Below are 19,774 nucleotides of genomic sequence, written 5' to 3' on the forward strand. Positions count from 1 at the left end.
AAATCTTATTTATTTAAATTATAACATTATTAATAGTGGAGGGTATTAAAAGCTAACATAAAAGGCTGATCTATAATAGTCAGCCTCATTAAAGCTATTCTTTGTTAGTGTTCTGTTGATTGAAATTGATGGGAAAATGTTGGCAATTCCAAAGACGATAGTGATTATCATAAACATTACTAAATTTATTGTTAACTAGTTATAGTAGTTTTTGAAGTTTAGTTATGATATGATAAATAAAATATAGAAGACCAACCGACGCATTTATTACGCTGATTGGTCTTTTGTAATTTAGGGAACAGAATAATTATAAATTTTACTGAAGGTATTTATCTGCTTCTTTATCAGACAAGTCATAGTTTTCTTTTAACTTTGCCTTAATATCTTCATCAGAAACTTTGACATCTCTTAGTGATTTAACGAGGATAGCAATAGCTTTCTCACGTTCTTCGTATTTTGCATCTGCAAGTAGTGTTTGAAACTTCATATAGCCACGCCTCCGCTCTGGATTTTCCTTGATATTTGCTATCTCTGTTTGGATTTGCCTAATAAACTTACTTTTATTGTCTACTTGATTATTCATTAATGCAAGAAAACTTTTGATTAGAATATCACTTTTTGAAAATTCTTTTGCTGTTGCATTAAAGATTATAATAGTCCTTTTGTCACCAAATTTAAGTTCTAATTTATTAGTGCAACGCATTTCAAATTCATAGCGTGCTAGGCCAAGATTGTAATAATCAAAATTGCAAAACATTATTACATTAAGTAGGGTACTTTGCAAGTACTCGATAATCATCATTAGGCTTTAGCAATTCTTGATCAATTTGCCCTAGGTAATATCGTAAACGAAAAGGGAGATTTTTCCGATCTGTAACCTGCATTTCAATAATAAAAATTCTATTATCTTTTATCAAGAACGTAAACATCGTAACGGACCTTCTTTGCAGCAACGTTTCCCACATCCTTTTGTGTTTCGATATTTACTATTTCTTTTAATTGAAGATGGGGAAGTGCTCGCTGGATTAGTTGGATACATATTTCTTTATTTTCTATTACCATTCCAAACATCGGGTCGCTGGTTATAGTCATTTCATTCCATTGTTGTTCATATTTTGCTACTTCATCTAAACTATGATGCACGATAATAACCTTCTCATATATTATCTATATTTGGAATTAAACTTCCTAAAGTATATATACGTAAAAATCTATAGTTTACATTTTTATTTTCGTTCGTTGCAAGCGAGTGATATTTTTTCTTATAATAAGTAATAGTAACTTTAATGAATAAATAACAGAGTAGGGATTTCTTAATGACAGTTGAATATAATGAATTAGAGTTTGAGAACAACTTAATCAATCACCTTGTTAATCTTGGTGGTAGTAAACAATGGGAATATTTACCGCAAGTTAAAACTACTGATCAGTTATGGGATAACTTCAAGCACATTCTTGAACAACATAATCAAGACCGGCTAGATCAACCATTATCAATGACAGAATTTAATCAGGTAAAGGCAGAAATTCAAAAGCAAACAAAAACTCCTTATGACGCCGGCCAATTTCTTTATGGAACTAATGGAATTTCACAAATTGAGATTGATCGTGATGACGGAAAGCATGTTTATTTAACTGTCTTTGATCAAGACCAAATTGGCGCTGGGAATACTGTTTATCAGATTGTTAATCAAATTGAGCGTCCAGCGATTATTCCTGGTCGTAAAGATCGTCGTTTTGATACGACATTATTGATTAATGGATTGCCAATTATTCAAATTGAAGAAAAAGCAGATGGGCGTGATGCCAAAGAAGCGCTAAATCAGATGCATCAGTATATTGAAGAAGAACAATATACTGATATTTTTGGCACTGTTCAAATCCTTGTAGCGTTAACGCCTCACGATGCCCGTTATATGGCTAATACAACTGCCGAAAAATTTAACACTGATTTTGCTTTTCAATGGCAACGGGCAGAAGATAATAAACCTGTATTAGATGCAATGCAATTTGCGGATCTTATGCTATCAATTCCAATGGCACACCAAATGGCTACAAATTATATGATTCTTGATGGTACACCTAAACATAAAATGATAAAAATTATGCGACCATATCAAGTTTATGCTACTAAGCGTGTTATTAGTAAGATTCGTAATCATACGTTTGGGATGGATGATCAACGGATTGGTTACGTATGGCATACAACTGGTTCAGGTAAGACAATCAGTTCTTTCAAAGCAGCATGGTTAGCATCTAGGTTACCTAATGTTGACAAGGTAGTATTCATGGTCGATCGGATCGCTTTAACGAACCAAACTGTTGATGAATATAAAGCTTATGATCCCGAAAACACAGAAGATAGTAATAGTGGAGTGGTTACTGAAACAGCAAATCGATGGGCATTAGCTAATAAGCTTAAACGCAAAGGTAATGGTATCATCGTTACTTCTACTCAAAAAATGGACGCGATGGTTAGAAGTAATGAATTTAAAGCTGTTAATAAAAATATTGTTTTTATTGTTGATGAAGCACATCGGTCTACTTCCGGTGATATGTTACAACGTATAAAACAAGCTTTTCCTAAATCAGCTTGGGTCGGTTATACTGGGACACCAGTATTTCCAGCAGAGAATGGGAAGTCAAAGACTCCGACAACAAGGGATATATTTGGAGATGTAATCCATACCTATACGATTCAGGACGCTATTAAAGATGGAAATGTTCTTGGTTTTAAAGTTGATTTTGAAACCACACTTACAGAAACTGTATTACGTGAACAATACCTACCGGAATATTTTAAGGCCCGTTATCCTAAAATGACAGATGAAGAGATTCAAGAACGAATTGTTAACATGACTGAAGATGACATGGACGACAAAGTAGAGCCGAGTGTCTATGATGAAAATCCTAAACATGTTGAGCTAGTGGTAAAAGATATTTTAAAAAACTGGAATAAGCGATCAGTTAATGGAAAATATAATGCAATTTTAACTACTCACGTTGGTGGCGGCAAAGCATCAACACCAATGGCAATGCAATACTATGAAGAATTTAAAAAGCAAAATGCTAAACGTGAGCAACCACTTAGAATAGGAATTACTTTTAGTCAAGATACATCTAATGGGGATAATCAGTTAAATACTAATAACTCATTACGTAAAGCAATGGCTGACTATAATGAAATGTTTGGAACTAGTTTCGATGATAAACAGGTCAAAGAGTATACCGAACAGGTTGTGTCACGATTAAATCGGACAATTGATGATGGTAAATATTTTGACATTGTAATTGTTGTTGACCAGCTTTTGACTGGGTTTAATGCGCCACAATTAAATACTTTATATGTTGACCGAACATTAAAAGGAGCAGCTTTAATCCAGGCTTATAGTCGAACCAACCGGGTTTATGACATGCAGACAAAACCGTTCGGAAGAATTGTTAATTATCGTTGGCCTAACCATACTGAATTACTAATGAAAAAGGCTCTAGCCAAATATGCTAATAGAGATTCAGCAAGTGTCCAAACTTCATTATTTAATGGTAGTGGTGAAAATGAAGGCGTTATTGCTCCAACTTATGATGAAGTGAAGAAAAAGCTTCATAAAGTAGTAAACAGTTTAGCCAGTTTTTCAGATGATTTTACTGATATACCAGCAAGTGAAGCTGCACAAGAACAAATGTATAAAGATCTGCGACAATATAATCATTTAATGGCAATCGCTAAACAAGATGATAACTATGATGATAAGCATCCAGAAAAGTTATTAACTTCATTGGGAATGTCAGAAGATAATGAAGAAATCTTAACAACAACTTTGGCAAACAAACTAAAGACAAAAATAGCACAAAAACACCATCTTGATCTTTCACAAGTTGACTTACAAATGGAGCACGTCAAGGAAATTAAAGTTAATTGGGACTATCTTGAAGGTTTAATTGCTGAAGTTATGAATAAATACCATGATAATGATATCGAGGGCGCCAAGAAGTCAGCAGAAGAAGTAGAAAAAATCTCAGATAAATTGGAAGACCGAAGCTATGCAGCTAAGATTCTTCGTTTCATTGAAGATATTTTTAACGGAAAGGTAAAGGCTAACGAATATCCGGTCTTGCAAAAGCATATTAAGGGCTTGATTGATAATAATAATGACGATCAACAACGAACCGCTATTTTCAATTATAAGAAGCGCTGGGGATTAGCTGATATTCAAGATTCACATCTAATTAACGAAATTTTAGATAGACATGTCATCGGTGCTGATGATCTTAATGGTAATGGGGAATTAGATAATATCGTTAGAGAAGGTCAAGCTGTTTATAAGACTGATGCAGAAGATGATGAAGTAAAGGGCTTGAGTAAGATTAAGTATCGAACACATTTGCGACGCGACATTAATAAGTTTGCGGATAAATTAAAAAAAGAATATTAGGAGTTTTTTGAATGAGTAAAGCTAAAGAGATAACAAGTCAATTATGGGAAATGGCAAACCGCCTTCGAAGCAATATGGATGCTAGTGAATACCGAAACTATATCTTAGGCTTCATGTTCTACCGTTATTTATCTGAACACCAAGAACAAGCTCTTATAAAAAACGGTGTAATTGATGTCACTGAAGGTCAAAGTATTAATGAAGCATATAAAGAGCAAGCGAACGGTGATGATCTAGAAGATTATTTAGAAGAAATTGCTTCTTCATTAGGATATGCAATTGCTCCTCAATACACTTGGGCAACGATTGTTGATAAAGTGGACAATAACACTATTGCTCCATCAGATTATCAGGATATGCTCGATAGTTTTAACCATAATTTGAACCTTAATCATAATGCTAAAATGGATTTTCATGGTATTTTTGATGATATGAACCTTGGAAATTCACGACTAGGTAATTCAACTTCCGCACGAGCTAAAGCGCTAACAGATATTGTTGTTTTGGTAGATCAAATTGAATATAAAGATGAGAATGGTAAGGATATTTTAGGCGATATTTATACTTATTTGATTGATAAGTTTGCAAGTAATTCTGGGAAAAAAGCTGGAGAATTCTATACTCCAGAGCAAGTATCTGTAGTATTAGCTAAATTAGTTGCTTCAAATTTAGACCCTGAGTTAGAAGCTCCAGAAGTATATGATTTTGCTTGTGGAAGTGGATCATTACTGTTAACTGTAAGAAAACAACTTGAAAACAAAATTGCTCGAAAAAAGTTAAAGTATGCGGGGCAAGAACTAAATACGACAACCTATAATTTAGCACGAATGAACCTTATGATGCATGATGTTCGTTATCAAAATATGACGTTAAAAAATGCTGACACTCTAGAAATGGACTGGCCTGATGGGGTAGACGAACATGGCGTTGATCATCCGCATAATTTTGACATGGTCGTTGCTAATCCGCCGTACTCAGCTCGCTGGGATAATAATGACAATAAGTTGAAAGATCCACGTTTCAAAGAATATGGAGCATTGGCACCAAAGACAAAAGCGGACTATGCTTTCTTACTTCACGGTTTGTATCACTTGAAACAAGATGGAACAATGGCGATTGTCCTTCCGCATGGGGTATTATTCCGTGGTGCCAAAGAAGCTAAAATTCGTCAGGCGTTATTAGAGAAAAATCAAATTGATGCCATTATTGGATTACCAGCCAACCTATTTTATTCAACAGGTATTCCAACGGTTGTTCTTGTATTAAAGAAAAATAAGGAAAATAAAGATGTTTTGTTTATTGATGCAAGCAAGGGCTTTGAAAAGGGGAAGAACCAAAATATCTTACGTAAAGAGGATATTGATAAGATTATTAATACCTATAAAGAACGTAAAGATGTTGATAAGTATGCCCATGTAGCATCAATCGATGAAATTAAGGAAAATGATTATAATCTTAATATTCCACGTTATGTTGATACTTTTGAACCAGAGCCACCGGTTGATCTAGGTAAGTTAACTAAAGAGATGGAAGAAACACAAAAAGAGATTGAAAAGACCCAAAGTGAACTTTTGAGAATGATGAAAGAGCTAACTTCAAAAGACGAAAAGACCCAAAACGACTTAAACGATTTTATCAAAATGTTAGAAAACGAGGTAAAGCGTAATGGATAAAAAGCCTAAAAGAATGGTGCCTGAGGTTCGTTTTAAAGGCTTCACTGATGATTGGGAGCAGCGTAAGTTAGGAGAAGTGGCGAAAATTATTGGAGGAGGAACACCAAACACTAAAAATCCAGAATACTGGAATGGAAAAATAAATTGGTATACTCCTGCTGAAATTGGAAATAATATCTATGCTACTTCTAGTGAAAGAAAAATAACCGAAGAAGGATTGAAACATAGTTCAGCTAAAGTACTACCAATTGAAACTATTCTTTTTACTTCTCGTGCTGGAATTGGTAAAACAGCAATTTTGACAGAATCAGCTGCTACTAATCAGGGATTTCAATCTATTGTTCCTAATAGGCAAATAATAGATAGTTATTTTCTATATTCGCTTTCTAACTCCCTTAGAAAATATGGTGAAACACATGGAGCAGGTTCTACTTTTGTCGAAATTTCAGGACGTGAATTAGCAAAAGCTAATATAAAACTACCAAAACTTTGGGAGCAAAAATTAGTTTCAAAATTAGTTAAGAGTATCGATAAGCTACTTTCTCTCCAGCAACGAAAATTGAAACAACTAAAACAAGTAAGAAAGGCGATGTTAAGGCAATTATTGGGCCCCAAAAAAGATAAATCAATTCCTAATATTCGTTTTAAGAATTTTACTGAAGCTTGGGAACAGCGGAAGTTGGGAGAAGTGGCAACTTTCATAAATGGTCGTGCCTATAAGCAAAGAGAACTATTGGATTCTGGAAAATATAAAGTACTTCGTGTCGGTAACTTCTACACAAATGATTCTTGGTATTATTCTAATTTAGAGTTAGCGGATAAATATTATATTGATAAAGGTGACTTAGTATATACTTGGTCAGCCACTTTTGGTCCTCATATTTGGAATGGAGAAAAGGTTATTTACCACTACCATATCTGGAAGATCGTACTTTCTAAGTTTTTAGATAGAGATTTTACTTTACAAATATTAAAAGCTGACAAGGCTAAACTATTAGTAAATACAAATGGATCAACAATGATTCACGTGACAAAAAAAGATATGGAAAGTAAAATCATCTCACTACCAAATATTGAAGAACAAAAACGAATTGGATCATATTTAATAAAATTTGACTCCCTCATCGCCCTTCAGCAGCGTAAAACAGATAAATTATCTAATCTGAAAAAATTTTGCCTCCAAAAAATATTCATTTAGAAAAATCTCTATCAAATACGCTCGTATTGTTAAATACTTAATTATTTGATGGAGATTTAATTTTATAGAATCAATTATACAAAAAGCTTTTGAAGAAAAAATTTTTTTAGAATCTTGAGTTGGCTAATATTATTATTTTTTTGTGTGATAATTTTATCAATTTTAGCTAATAATTCGTAAATATCATTCTGCTCTTTTAATTGTGGGAGAGCTATAGATAAATCCAAAATGCTTTTTTTGGATATGTTAAATCTTGAAATTCCTTGAGCTAATGGAAATATATTTTTACGCAAAAAGGGAGTTCGTAAATAATAAGACAAAAAGAATGGATTAACTTTATTTTGCATTGGACGATATCCAAAGCAAAAACTATTTAAATATAGATCTTTACCATTATCACCAGGCCAAACAGAATTTAATGCTACTTCTTCAGGAATTTCAGAGGAAATAGTAAACAGTAAATCTCCTTTTTCTACCTTGTGCTGCCTCAAATCCCTTTCAATCCTATCAACGCCTGATGTTTTAGCAACAACATTATCATGAATATTTAGATATGTGATGTATCGAGCTTCACCGTGACCAAAATCATCTTTTGTTTTTCCGGCTATACCTGAATATACAGAAGTTTGCAGTTCGTTAAGAGACTTTATTTGCCATTCACTATTAAAATTATTAAATCTGACTTCTGGCATTGTTTCGCTTTTATTTTGTACAAACAATTGCTGTAACATTGTCTTTTTCAACTGCTTTAGTTGCTCTAATTTTCGTTGCTGGAGAGAAATAAGATTATCTAGCTTTGTTAAAAATGTGCCAATTTGTTTTTGTTCATTAGATTCGGACGGTATTTTTATGTTTATTTGGTATAAATCTTTACTACTTAAATTTGGAGGATCACTGCCTGAAAGATTATTTTCTATTTCAAGCACCACTTTTTTCTTTCGAGAAGATGCACAATGTATTCTAAGTTTTCACTAGTAGTTAACTTTGCCACACGTTGGTTTAATAGTGCATTTCTATCGAGTTTACTTATCTTTAATCGATGCTCTAATATAGGACGAGTCAAAGCGACCACATAGTTACCTCTTTTTAGCTGATATTTAGGATAATCATTCCAAAAATACTCTGGTAGATATGCTTCAGTATTCCAACTAATACCATCAACACCAACATTAACAATTTTTAACCATGGAATACCCTTATTAACACTATCGTTACTCTTGAAAGGACCTCCACCTATCAAGTTAATTACATCCCCTAACTTACGCTGCTCCCATTTGATATTAAATAACCCCACTAAAGAAATAAACGTTAAGTTATAGAAAAAGGATGTAAAAATTACTGTATAATTACTAATGAAATTTATATAGTGGGTGAGAGAAGTGGCAGAATATAAAAGAAGATCAGTCGAGAAAGCAATCATCTTAGCATTACGTGACTTAGGTGGATCAGCTAGTCGAAAGGTAATTAGAAAATCGATGGCTGATAACGGGTATGATGGTCTAACATACGAGCAAGTGTATTCAACAAAGCAGGGGAAGACAGGATTGTATTCACCTTTTATGTTTGATTTTAATTTCGGAATTCGGAACTTACATAGTGTTGGTTATATTGAACAACCGCAACGTGGAAAAGATATTGTGCTAACTCATGCAGGAACAAATGATGATTTAACAAACTATCCAAATAAAGAGCAAGAGAAACTAATAAGAGCCTACTGGGACAAAAAGGATCGGGAACGAGCTGAACGAAATAAAGCTAAGCACAATGATAGAGTAGCGGACAATGGAGATGCAACTACTGGGGTGGAAGATCAAGAAGACACAGATGACTTGAATTGGAAGACACAATTGATTAACCAACTAATGAAATTTGATCCTGGTAAGTTTGAAAGCTTTTCTCGTTTGCTAATTTCAAAAATGGGAGTCGTAATTGATAAAGAACGGGGAATCGTTCGTTCGGGCGACCATGGTATCGATGGGTTTGGCTATTTTACTTCTGATGAATTTAGAACAAATCGGGTTGCTATTCAATGTAAAAGATATACGACTGGGGCTGTTACTGAGCCTGATATAGATAAGTTCAAAGGTGTCATGGATAGTTTTAATGCAGAGTACGGCATCTTTATTACAACCAATTACTACACGGATCGTGCTCGAAGGAAAGCGATGCAGGGAAATAATACTGTGACATTGATTGATGGACAAGAATTAGCAGAATTAGTAGAGAAATATCAATTGCATATCACGCCGGTTCTCACATATGTATTGGATGATTATTATTTTGATTTAAAATAGGGCATTTAGGAGGACAACGAAAAGAAGTGGCGTAGTAATTATTCAATATAAGGTTGGTATGGAAGTACAGGTACAGTATAATCTTTATTGAGTAGATAGAGATATATTTATAGAATAGTCTTTTTAGGGTTAAATCTATTTGTGAAAGCGTTATAATTAAATTAACTTATACAAGGGAGCGATTAGGTATGAAATGTCCATGTCATAATTTATCAAAGAAGCAAAAAATTGTCCTTATTACTTTAGTAGCAGGCGCGGTAATTTGGCCATTGGTATTAATGTGCAAATTATTGAAGAAGTAATTATATTAAAATTGAGAGAAGCAGGCTTATAGTCACGACATAATGGTGAACTACGAGCCTGCTTTTTAGAATTATTTTCTTTCTAAATACTCTGTTGCTTGTTTATCGGTTAAATCATATTGTTTCTTTAATTCTTGCTTAATGGTATCTTGGTCAATGTCTAAATCACGTAATGAACTAATAAGTCGTTTAATTCCTTTCTCACGACCTTCTTCACGGCCTTCTTTAATTGCTTCCTCTAAGCGGCGTTGCTGATCCATTTCATATATTGAGAGTCGCATATATTCTGCCCTCCATTTCCGGTTGTGCTTGACGTATGCTATTCTTTTCTTCAATTTTACGACAAGCTCATCATGAGCATCAACCTTTCGTTTAGCGATTACATCAAGTAAAGTTTGCATTTTGGGGTTAACATTATGTTTTGGTGAAGTAATATTAAATAAAATATCGGTTTGTCCGTCATAAACAATTTCTTCAGGAACGTTATCAATATGTTTATGGAGAGTATAATATTGTAATCCCAATCCAAACGGGTCAAAATTGCAAAAGAAAATAACGTATGAATCGTCAACATGATTATAAGTATTACCTTTTTCATATGATTCAATCGTACTAGCTGTTTGGTAGTAACGAATTCTTTTTGCGATGTTATGCTCGTCAACTACCTGCATTTCCACGTCATAGTGATTACCATTCTCATCGGTAGTATAGATATCGAAACGAACCGCGTGAGCATCGGGAGCAATTATGATTTCTTGTTGAGCGTTGGGGAATTCGATTTCTTTAATATGCAAATGTGGTAAAATTCGTCGTAACACTTCTAAGCAAATATCAGGATCGGTCATCACCCGATTGAAAATATAATTGTCAGTAAGATCAGCATTTTCCCATTTAGGGCGTGCATGATAGGTCATTTGTTAATATTTCTCCTTAAGTGTATTTTGAGGATTACCCTCTAAAATTATATATACGTAAAAAAGCTGCTTTTGCATTTTGTTTTAATCTATTTTGTGCTCATCGCTTCATGATATAATTTGAAAGTTAACTGAAAAGGGGCGGTTAAAATGTTGGATATTCTAGATTACACGAAACAAAAATTGATTTCAGATGCTGACTTTTGGCAATTTGCTGAAGAACACCTTGATAACCCGGTTGAATTTAAAGGTGTTTCGTTTGTCTCATCGATTAAGTTTATTGAAGACCAGCTCTTGCCACGCTATGATAAGGTTACTTTGATCCTAGGACTAAGTGATAATGGAGCAAATTCAATTGGTAAACGGATGATGCAATTAACTGACCGTAATGAATTTGTAAAATATGGTTATGAACACCAGGATAGCGAATTTACGAAACGGATTTTAGATGGGAGTTTACAACTTTTCTTTACGAAAAAAGAATTAATTCACACTAAAATGTACTTATTGACCAATAAAGATGAGTATCTTTCATTTGCTGGATCAATGAACTTAACTGAAGCAGCTATCCATCAAAATTTAGAGCAACTTGATAGTGACTATGGGATGCAGGCTGATCCGCTTTATCAATGTCATTTACAAATGTTTAATGATAATTTTGCCCACGCAGCAACCTATTTAGATGCAAAGAAAATGACTGGTTTCATTAAAGCTAAGAATAATGAGCAGCTTCAGGTTAATGTTTATACTGATACTGTTAATATGTTTGAAAATAAAGATAAAGCCGGTCAAAATACGATTGTTTACCAGCTGCAGAGATAAAAGAATATAAGGATTCTTACAGTTCAGATGAAGAGCTTAAGAATTTATCTGCTAAAGAGAAGTTGAGTGTTGCACAAACGGTTAAGCTCTTTGGGGACGCAGGTTATAAAAAACGTAATCTTGAAAACATTGGGAAAGAACTTTACAGCCTTACCCAAGTAGTTAAACGTGTCACTCGTGACGAGGATAGTTCAGGAAAAATTAGCCGTGAAGAAGATCTCTACCCAAAGCTAGTCCTATTTTATAATGATGGTCAGTTATTTGAGGCACCCCGCGTGGGAGATAATGTGAAATCCGAGTTACTGAAATCCAATTTGTCAGGAGATGCTCTCCGCCAACAACTTCAACTATTTAGCGACATTGCCCATGAGTACGATAGCTATAAAGAAGTCGGTGAGGGTTGGCAGGCCTGTGACTTTATGTGTTTCCTATTTGAAGCACCCTGGCTATGGAAAATTCGGAATATGTATGAAATGTCGCCTAGTAGTAAATCTCGTGAAGATGTTCCGCTGGGGGTAGCCCTAATCGGTCAAGGACGAACAGGAAAGTCAACATTGGGAAAGAGATTAGCAGCCAAATTAACTGGAAGTGGTAATTTCCTTGATGGCGGAATCTTTGATGCCAAAAATTATGCTCTGGGAAAATCAAATATTAATATGACGATTACGAGCGTTTTAAGTGACTATATGTATAGTGACGGACCAGTTAATCCAATGATGATTGATGATATTAGCCCGGATTTAACAACGCGGCCATATTTTGATCGATTCATTAAAGAGATTACAAATAATCGGAGCTTAACTGGGCCGCTTCCATCATTTATTTTTACGATGAATCGGCGTGAAGGGGATAGTAAATCACAATTTTCTCTTAAGCCAGAAATTATGCGGCGGTTATGGTACCTAAGTTTTGAGTCAACTTTTGCTGGAAATGAAAAAGAACGTGAAGATGAATTAAACGATTTATTGGGGAGGGCTAATGACCAGCTCTATCGTTACTGTCAGGTTGAACTTGCAAAGTTTTTCAATAATGTATCACATGAAACGGAACAAAAGATTGAAAAAGATTATCTCTATCCAATCAAGCATGTTTTGAAACAAGCAATGGATCAATTTGGAATGTTTGACCTAGTAAAGGACTATTTTACAGATAATTATGATTATTCGCTTTTTGTTGGGCGTAATGACTGGACTATGCTAATCAATCAGGCTGAAGTAGGTGTTGATGTAACATTTATTAAGCAGGACGGTGAATTAAAGGCACAGATTAATAAGCAGCTCTTTAATAAAGTCTCTGACAGCACGGCGAGAAATAATGGTTCCATGATGATGGAAAGATACTTTCAATACCTGCCACGAAAGTATCGGATCAGCTATCAATATACGAGTACAGGTTTTATTGTTGATGTTAATAACTTTGATCGGTGGTTAAACAGCGATACACTTAGGCAAAAGTATGATAGTAGTAAAGTTGCCTTAGCAGCACAAAAAGTTAATACTGATGCTAAAATGACTGAGTTGCTTACCCGTTTAACGGAGGCCCAAGAAAAGCAGGCACACCGTCATGGCATATTTAGTTGGCTCAAAAAGAAATAGGGTGAAATTATGAAGCACATTTGGAAACTTAACTTATTTCAAAAAATAATTGTCTGGATTTTTATCATTGCCCTTGTCACCTGGCCCATATATTTTTACGTAAAGGCAAAATGGGGCTAAAATAAGAGTGTAGGTAGTGATAGGTTATTTGAAATAAAGGAGCCGATTTTTATGAAGAAAAATAAAACTACACAGCCTAAAAAACATTCTAAAAAGAAATTTGTTGCTTTAGCTCTATTAGCTGGAGCCGTTGCGTTGCCGACATATTTATTTAAGAAAGCCTAAATGATAATTTTTGAGGGTCACGTCTGTGTGGCTCTTTTATTTTGTTATAATTAATGTAACCGCTATATTTATGATCAATTAGGAAAGGATAAGGATAGCAAATGACTAAAAAGATAATTCTTGACTGTGATCCGGGGCACGATGATGCATTAGCATTAACGATGGCTGTTGCTTCACCAAAGATTGATGTGCTTGCTGTAACGACTTCTGCGGGTAATCAGACACCCGATAAAACGCTGAATAATGCAATGAGGATGCTGACCTTGTTGCATCGGGAGGACATTCCGGTGGCTCAAGGAAACCAAACGCCATTAGTGAAACCGCTCGAGACAGCTCCTGAAGTTCATGGAGAAACAGGACTTGACGGTGCCGACTTACCTGATCCAGATTTTAAGGTTCAACCAATTCCGGCTATTGAATTGATTGCTAAGACACTACAGGAAAGTGATGAGAAAGTAACATTAGTTGTTACCGGTCCGATGACAAACGCAGCCTTATTCCTCAGAGTATATCCTGATTTAGCCAAGGAAAAGATTGACCAGATTGTCTTTATGGGTGGCGCTATGGGACTAGGTAATTGGCGACCATCAGTTGAGTTTAATATCTTCGTCGATCCTGAAGCAGCCAAAATTGTGATGAACTTTGGTTTGCCTTTAGTAATGGCTCCATTAAATGTTACTCATAAGGCACAGATCATGAAGAATGAGATTCAAGCAATTAAACAAATTGATAACCCGGTTGGTCAGGCTTTTTATGGACTATTAAATTTCTTTGAGCAATACCACGAAAATCCTAAATGGGGGTTCAAAGGCGCACCGCTTCATGACCCATGCACGATTGCTTGGCTGATTGATCCGGCAATGTTTGAAACCGATAAAATGAATGTTGACGTTGAAACTCAAGGAGATTTAACACGGGGAGAAACAGTTTGTGATTACTATCAATTGACTGGTAAGCCGCAGAATACCGAAGTCCTTCTTGATGTTGATCGAGATAAGTTTATTAACTTGATTATGGACTCAATCAAGAGTTTTGCCAATTAGCCAACATAATTAGTAAGCTAAAAAGACTCAGTTCAATGAATGTTAAATTCACTGGACTGAGCCTTTTTATTAATGCTTATTTTTGATTAGATTCTTAATCTCATCTAATTCTGCTTTTAATTGCTGATTTTCTTGTTGAATCTTAGCTAGTTGAGAAGAGATTTTTCGTTCATCTTTTTTGGCGAAAAACTCAGTGATCGTACTGGTCAACATTCCGATAAAACCAATTCCCAAAAGCATAAGGACAATTGCTGCTGCACGTCCGATTCCGGTCTTTGGAATTACGTCCCCATAACCGATTGTAGTGGCAGTAGTAATTGCCCACCACAATGCCGTCTCATACGATACCTTTTCTGAAATGCAAAACATTGCAGCGGCAACCATAATAACGGCGATACTGATATAGAGATAATATAGTAATTCATTTCGCTCGAAAAATACCCCTAAACGACCAGTGAAACCAACTAATCGCATGATGCGGATAAGTTTGAGCAGGCGGAATGTTCGGCCAATCTGGGCGATGCGGAAAAAGAAGAAAAGACTGCTTGCAGGAATAATCGAAAGAAGATCAAAGATGTTATCTTTAACAAATTCACGCTTATTTGGCGCTATGATAAGGCGAATAAAGTAATCAACGAAGAAAATTAGCCAAATGCTATTATCAATCGTGCTGTATGGATATGCGTCAATATTAATGCGATTTGCGTAATAAGCAATTAGCATTCCAATCGATATAATTGCCAAGATCGCCATGATGATTTGATAGATAACGTAAGTAAACTTTTTATGCACAATCTTTCCCCTGCCCCGTAAATATAATTTTATCTTAAGCGTCCCCGTGAGATGATGCAAGATTTAATTATGTTATTTACGCTTATAATCCCAGATGAGTGTAACAACACCAGCAATTAGCGTCCATCCAAGACCAATTAAACTAATAATAGCCCCAGCTTTTATCCCGGGAAGTTGATAGTTGAAGGTTATTTGATGGGTGCCGGCTGGTAAGTATACTCCTAGGAAAGCTTGATTTGTTCGCAGGGTAGGGGCATCTTTGCCATTAACTTTGACTGACCAGCCAGTAGAATATGGGATAGAAGATGTTAAGACACCTGGACGGGTAGTTTTAATTGATCCTTTAATTTGGTTACGACTAAATTTAACGTTTTTTAGCCGGTCTTTTTGTAATGTCTTAACTTCATGATAATAATTATTATCAAGTTTTTCTGCGACAACACGGTATTTGAGTTGATAAGTTCCTAGCTTTGATGGTTGGAAGGTAAGTGAGGTTGGGAGCTTTCCATCATAATACCCGATATTCAGCGTTGAATTAGTAACATGCTTAAATAAGGATAAGGTACTTTGACGGGCTTGCTCAATCGTTGCCGTACCAAACTTACTACCGATATTCAGCTTAAAACTAATATCAGGTGAGCCGTTTAAGACATGGTAACGCCAGTAACGGTAATGAGTATAGCGTTCATTAATAACGCTGCCAGGGTTATTTGCAGTTTCCTTTAGGTGTGCTTGTTCATATGCAATCTGCTTTTTCATTGAGAATGGCGTGTACTTAATTTTAGAAAATTCAATGTGCAGCTCGCTTCCCCGTAATTTTTGTTGCATTTTCTTGCTTTGTAGTTCCGGCAACTGCAATTGGTAGGTTTCTTCGCTATCAGTATAGTTTAGCTTGGCAGGATTAACCTTATTTAACCGATTAGAAACTAATTCACTCTTAAGCGGGTAAACGTGGCTATTGAACTTGGCTGCCTTCATCCCCCGTAATTCTCCTTGCTTATCAACGAGGACACCCGTAGCTAAAGCCCGTTCCTTTTCGGTTGGTGAGAGTGAGCGGTAATCTTTTTGGCTAATGTAGTTATCTTGCCAGTAAAGTAATGGGAATGCGTAGTTTGTTTTATACCGCATGGTTTGTGTGGGCACAAAGTCATCCTTGCTTTGCGGGTTGCTTGGCTGTCCTTCATCGTAATTAATAACCGGGTCGGTAGCTTTATCTAAAAAGTAGCCAGCAGGAATCTTTGTTGCATTGTCACCGTTACTTTGTACAAAGAGATATTTTACCCCAAAGAAATTATTCATAATTGTCCGGTCATCAGCCTGCCGAATAGGGATATTAGCCTGATACTGATTGTTTTGCAGGCTAGTATTGAATTGCCCCAGATACTTATTTTGTAGTGAGTAATAGGAATCGATATTATGAAGACCCGAAGTAAGGTCATTATCTAAATTAGGACCATCGATAATTTTATTTTGACTGATTGTCGATACGCGATAGAAAGGGTCTTTACCGAGGCCTTGGTTAAGATTTCCATAACGGTTATTAGTAATGGCCTGGTACTCTCCACGGTTAAGCATACTGCTAGAGAAATCCCCGTTATAAGGGAAAGCAGCGTAAATTGCATTAAAGCCGGCATTAAGCATGGTAATCGCTAATAGCCAGCGATAGGGGTGGTCAAGCTTGTTTAAATGAATTAACCAAATCGCCATTAGTGAGATAATGAGAAAAATGACTGGCATAAAGATGTCATCTTCATTTTCAAAAAAGAAGGTCGCAATGAGAACGACAAGGTAGATTGCGGTTGCCCAGCTTAAAATCTGCATGGTCCGGTGATCAAGCGTCAGTGCGTTTTCGGCTAGAATGCAGACGGCCATTGCTAGTGGCAGGTAGATCAAAAGTGTCCACCGATTTGATGCAGACATCATCCCGTTAAAAAATGCGCCAACAGCTGGAATTAATAACATAATGAGGGCTAACCCTAGGCTAATCGTGATCAATGGATATTGCCGTGGACGTGAATAAATGTAAACCAGTGCAATAAAGCCGATTGAGACAATCCCAAGGGCTGACCAAAACATAAAGTACCATTGACCACCGTTAATCAATGATTTTGGCAAGAATAAGTAATAATAAAGCGGGTAAGTTTTTAGCCCATTTGCAAATAAGGACCCGGTTCGCGTTGAATTAGTTACCGCAATTAACTCTGGCACAAGCAAAACTGCTGAGAGAAGCACACTTGTAACCGTGGCAAAAGCAAGCTTCAAAAAAGTCCGGCCATAGTTAAGTGTTCGTCGATACTGAGTTCCTACGCGTAGCACAAGGTAAAGAATGGAACCAATTCCTAAGACGTATGCTAAGTAATAATTACTAATTAGCATCCAGGTGAAAGCGCCTGCGAGTGGCCAAGCGGATCCTCCTTGTAAAATTCGCTCAATTTGCACCACAATTAGGGGAAAGATAATGAACGGGGTAGTAAAGAAAGGCTGGGCAATACAAGCATATAGCAAAAATGAATTAACGAGATAAGTAGTTGCACCGATTAAGATGACGCTATTTCGAAATTTAAAATGCTGGGCAAAATAAATAAACGCTAAGCCTACGCAATACATCCGAATAACATTAATAACCTGGTATGCTAAAGTGATTTTTGCAGCAGGAAAGAGGAGTGCTAGGTAGGCAAAAATATCCCCGATCGTATAATACGAATAGACTTGGAAAGCATCACTCCCTAGACCCATTTGCCATGACCAAAAATTTAAATGGGGGTGGTGAATGAAACTAACTAGCGCTTCACGATATTTGGCTAATAATGGCAGGTGCTGGTTTAAAGCATCCTTGCTGAGAATAAAAGTGTGACCGGTTACTAAATAGGTACCGAAAATACAAATAGCTAAGAAAATAAATAAAATGGAATATTCAATATATAATTTCTTAACTGGTCGTTTTTTAAATGAGAAATCCATAATTACTCCTTGAACTAACAATCATTTTTAGGATATCTTCACTATTCTATCAAAAAAAGACAGATCATGTTGATATTTGAAAGAAAGATAGAAAAGTCAACATAAAAAGCTATGGTCACGTTATTAAAAACATGGTCATAGCTTTTTAGCATTATTTTGTTAATACATTTAGAAGTTTAATATGACAACGATGCAAAGCACTCTGAATGCTGCGCTTAGAGCATTTAAGGGTCGCAGCAATTTCAGTAAGTGGAGATAAACTAATACTTTTCGCTCAAACTTAGAACAATAATTAAGAAGATAATTTAGGCTTTGCCGGCAGTAAATAATATCATCAGGAGAATGGCGCAAATAATCAATAATTATTTCTGAATACTCGTCTGTTAAAGCATAAAGGCGCTCAGCGGGGATGCGTTTATAAGCTTGTGTCTGACGTTGTAGGTCACGAATACGGTTTGTTAAACATTCCTTAAAAAAGCAGCTAAACATTCGCGGACCCTGGTTGTTGTACAAACGAATTACTTCTAGCATGACCACCCTGGCTTCTTGTTCCCAATCGGCAAGTTCTAAGTTGTTGACATTATAACGTTGCCATAAACGTCGGACCAGCGGCCAGTAACATTGAAATAATTCTTTGAAATCCTCATTGCTTCCTCGCCGAGAATTATTAATTAATTTAAGATATTTTTCTTCATTTTCCTTGAAGCGCATCTCAAAATGCTCTCCTTTAAAATTGTAATTTACGCGATATGCTTCCCATCATACTCCTATTTACTCTTTCTCCCAAGAATAGGTAAACTGACGACCTAAAAAAGGGGCTCAATCCTTTATTAGGCAAGATAAAACGTTTTAAATTTTATCACGCAGTTCGCCTCGCGTTGGTACTAATTTATCAAACGTCCCATTTTGAGACAATATTAAAATGAGCGGAATTAGAACGGTCAATCGAACGTTAAGGATTAAAAAGGGCGTGAGATAAAGGCCATAACTATTTTTAATAATTATAATAACTTTGGCTAAGTTAAAGTAGTTAAATAAATGATCAGAAAAATACTGAATTTAACTTCTAAGGATGCGGTCGATTGATCAAAGTAACGATACTTGTGCTAGTTCGCTGGTTATTACAGTAAACATCAGCTTGCCAAGTTTGAATTCGGCGACCACATTTAATTGGTACCGCAATAGTATTTAATTCGCCATCAGATACCGCAATTAAATGCTCTGTGGTAATATTAATTCCGAGAGCTATTTGATCTTGTTGATGATCAGCTAGCCACTGATTTGCACCTAAGGAAGCGGCCGTTTCAGCGAGGACGGCATTCATTCCCCCATGGACGATACCATAAGGCTGTTTGATTTTATCGCTTACTTTGACAGTGATAACGCATTTGCTAGCTGTGACTGATTGAGTTTGAATATCTAAATTTTCTAATAGATTCATTATTATTAACCTCACAAAAGG

Annotated in this window: 14 protein-coding genes and 1 pseudogene; 6 read left to right on the forward strand and 9 right to left on the reverse strand. The window is 35.7% G+C overall.

Translation table 11 applies throughout. The features are described from left to right. Window positions 1-316: 316 nt before the first annotated feature. Window positions 317-802, reverse strand: a complete 486-nt coding sequence (locus tag IEU90_RS03975; RefSeq protein WP_225431262.1) for a hypothetical protein — start codon at window positions 800-802, stop codon at window positions 317-319. Between the two features lie 101 nt (window positions 803-903). Next, complete coding sequence (locus IEU90_RS03980; RefSeq protein ID WP_229723579.1) at window positions 904-1,143, reverse strand: hypothetical protein; 240 nt, start codon at window positions 1,141-1,143, stop codon at window positions 904-906. A gap of 173 nt (window positions 1,144-1,316) precedes the next feature. On the opposite strand from IEU90_RS03980, the gene IEU90_RS03985 reads away from it, so the two are divergent. Genes IEU90_RS03985 through IEU90_RS03995 form a run of 3 tightly spaced genes read left to right on the forward strand, consistent with a single transcriptional unit; the run spans window position 1,317 to window position 7,304 of the window. Then, window positions 1,317-4,433: a type I restriction endonuclease subunit R gene (locus tag IEU90_RS03985; protein ID WP_153709674.1), complete on the forward strand. Its 3,117-nt coding sequence runs from the start codon at window positions 1,317-1,319 to the stop codon at window positions 4,431-4,433. 11 nt (window positions 4,434-4,444) lie between these two features. Then, window positions 4,445-6,106 (forward strand): type I restriction-modification system subunit M, encoded by a 1,662-nt coding sequence (locus tag IEU90_RS03990; RefSeq protein ID WP_188357760.1) that lies wholly within the window; start codon window positions 4,445-4,447, stop codon window positions 6,104-6,106. Then, entirely contained in the window at window positions 6,099-7,304 is a 1,206-nt protein-coding gene (locus tag IEU90_RS03995) for a restriction endonuclease subunit S (RefSeq protein WP_153709672.1), read from the forward strand. The genes IEU90_RS03990 and IEU90_RS03995 overlap by 8 nt, the downstream gene beginning before the upstream one ends. A gap of 74 nt (window positions 7,305-7,378) precedes the next feature. Here the strand turns inward: IEU90_RS03995 and IEU90_RS04000 are convergent, their stop codons facing one another. Together IEU90_RS04000 and IEU90_RS11505 are read right to left on the reverse strand one after the other, a co-directional pair. After that, window positions 7,379-8,230, reverse strand: coding sequence for a restriction endonuclease subunit S (locus tag IEU90_RS04000; RefSeq protein WP_153709671.1), 852 nt, complete (start codon window positions 8,228-8,230; stop codon window positions 7,379-7,381). Further along, entirely contained in the window at window positions 8,218-8,544 is a 327-nt protein-coding gene (locus tag IEU90_RS11505) for a restriction endonuclease subunit S domain-containing protein (RefSeq protein WP_188357761.1), read from the reverse strand. The genes IEU90_RS04000 and IEU90_RS11505 overlap by 13 nt, the downstream gene beginning before the upstream one ends. Before the next feature lie 139 nt (window positions 8,545-8,683). On the opposite strand from IEU90_RS11505, the gene IEU90_RS04010 reads away from it, so the two are divergent. Beyond that, window positions 8,684-9,598 (forward strand): restriction endonuclease, encoded by a 915-nt coding sequence (locus tag IEU90_RS04010; protein WP_369932692.1) that lies wholly within the window; start codon window positions 8,684-8,686, stop codon window positions 9,596-9,598. A gap of 373 nt (window positions 9,599-9,971) precedes the next feature. Here the strand turns inward: IEU90_RS04010 and IEU90_RS04015 are convergent, their stop codons facing one another. Further along, window positions 9,972-10,814: an Rpn family recombination-promoting nuclease/putative transposase gene (locus IEU90_RS04015; RefSeq protein ID WP_188357763.1), complete on the reverse strand. Its 843-nt coding sequence runs from the start codon at window positions 10,812-10,814 to the stop codon at window positions 9,972-9,974. Between the two features lie 150 nt (window positions 10,815-10,964). Here IEU90_RS04015 and IEU90_RS04020 point away from each other — a divergent pair. Next, window positions 10,965-13,231: pseudogene (locus IEU90_RS04020) on the forward strand (phospholipase D family protein). A gap of 386 nt (window positions 13,232-13,617) precedes the next feature. Beyond that, on the forward strand, window positions 13,618-14,559 hold the full coding sequence (rihA, locus tag IEU90_RS04025; protein WP_153709668.1) for a pyrimidine-specific ribonucleoside hydrolase RihA: 942 nt from the start codon (window positions 13,618-13,620) through the stop codon (window positions 14,557-14,559). A 69-nt stretch (window positions 14,560-14,628) separates the two neighbouring features. Here the strand turns inward: rihA and IEU90_RS04030 are convergent, their stop codons facing one another. The 4 genes from IEU90_RS04030 to IEU90_RS04045 all read right to left on the reverse strand — a co-directional run bounded on the left by IEU90_RS04030 (window position 14,629) and on the right by IEU90_RS04045 (window position 19,753). Beyond that, the gene (locus tag IEU90_RS04030) at window positions 14,629-15,351 is read right to left on the reverse strand and encodes a potassium channel family protein (protein ID WP_188357764.1); all 723 of its coding nucleotides are present in this window, start codon (window positions 15,349-15,351) and stop codon (window positions 14,629-14,631) included. Between the two features lie 72 nt (window positions 15,352-15,423). After that, the gene (locus IEU90_RS04035) at window positions 15,424-18,312 is read right to left on the reverse strand and encodes a YfhO family protein (protein ID WP_153709667.1); all 2,889 of its coding nucleotides are present in this window, start codon (window positions 18,310-18,312) and stop codon (window positions 15,424-15,426) included. A gap of 168 nt (window positions 18,313-18,480) precedes the next feature. Then, the gene (locus IEU90_RS04040) at window positions 18,481-19,023 is read right to left on the reverse strand and encodes an RNA polymerase sigma factor (protein WP_225431259.1); all 543 of its coding nucleotides are present in this window, start codon (window positions 19,021-19,023) and stop codon (window positions 18,481-18,483) included. Window positions 19,024-19,378: 355 nt separating this feature from the next. Continuing rightward, the gene (locus tag IEU90_RS04045) at window positions 19,379-19,753 is read right to left on the reverse strand and encodes a PaaI family thioesterase (protein ID WP_188357765.1); all 375 of its coding nucleotides are present in this window, start codon (window positions 19,751-19,753) and stop codon (window positions 19,379-19,381) included. Window positions 19,754-19,774 lie beyond the last annotated feature (21 nt).

Origin of the sequence: Limosilactobacillus caviae (assembly GCF_014635905.1) — a bacterium.
In the GTDB taxonomy this organism is placed as follows: domain Bacteria; phylum Bacillota; class Bacilli; order Lactobacillales; family Lactobacillaceae; genus Limosilactobacillus; species Limosilactobacillus caviae.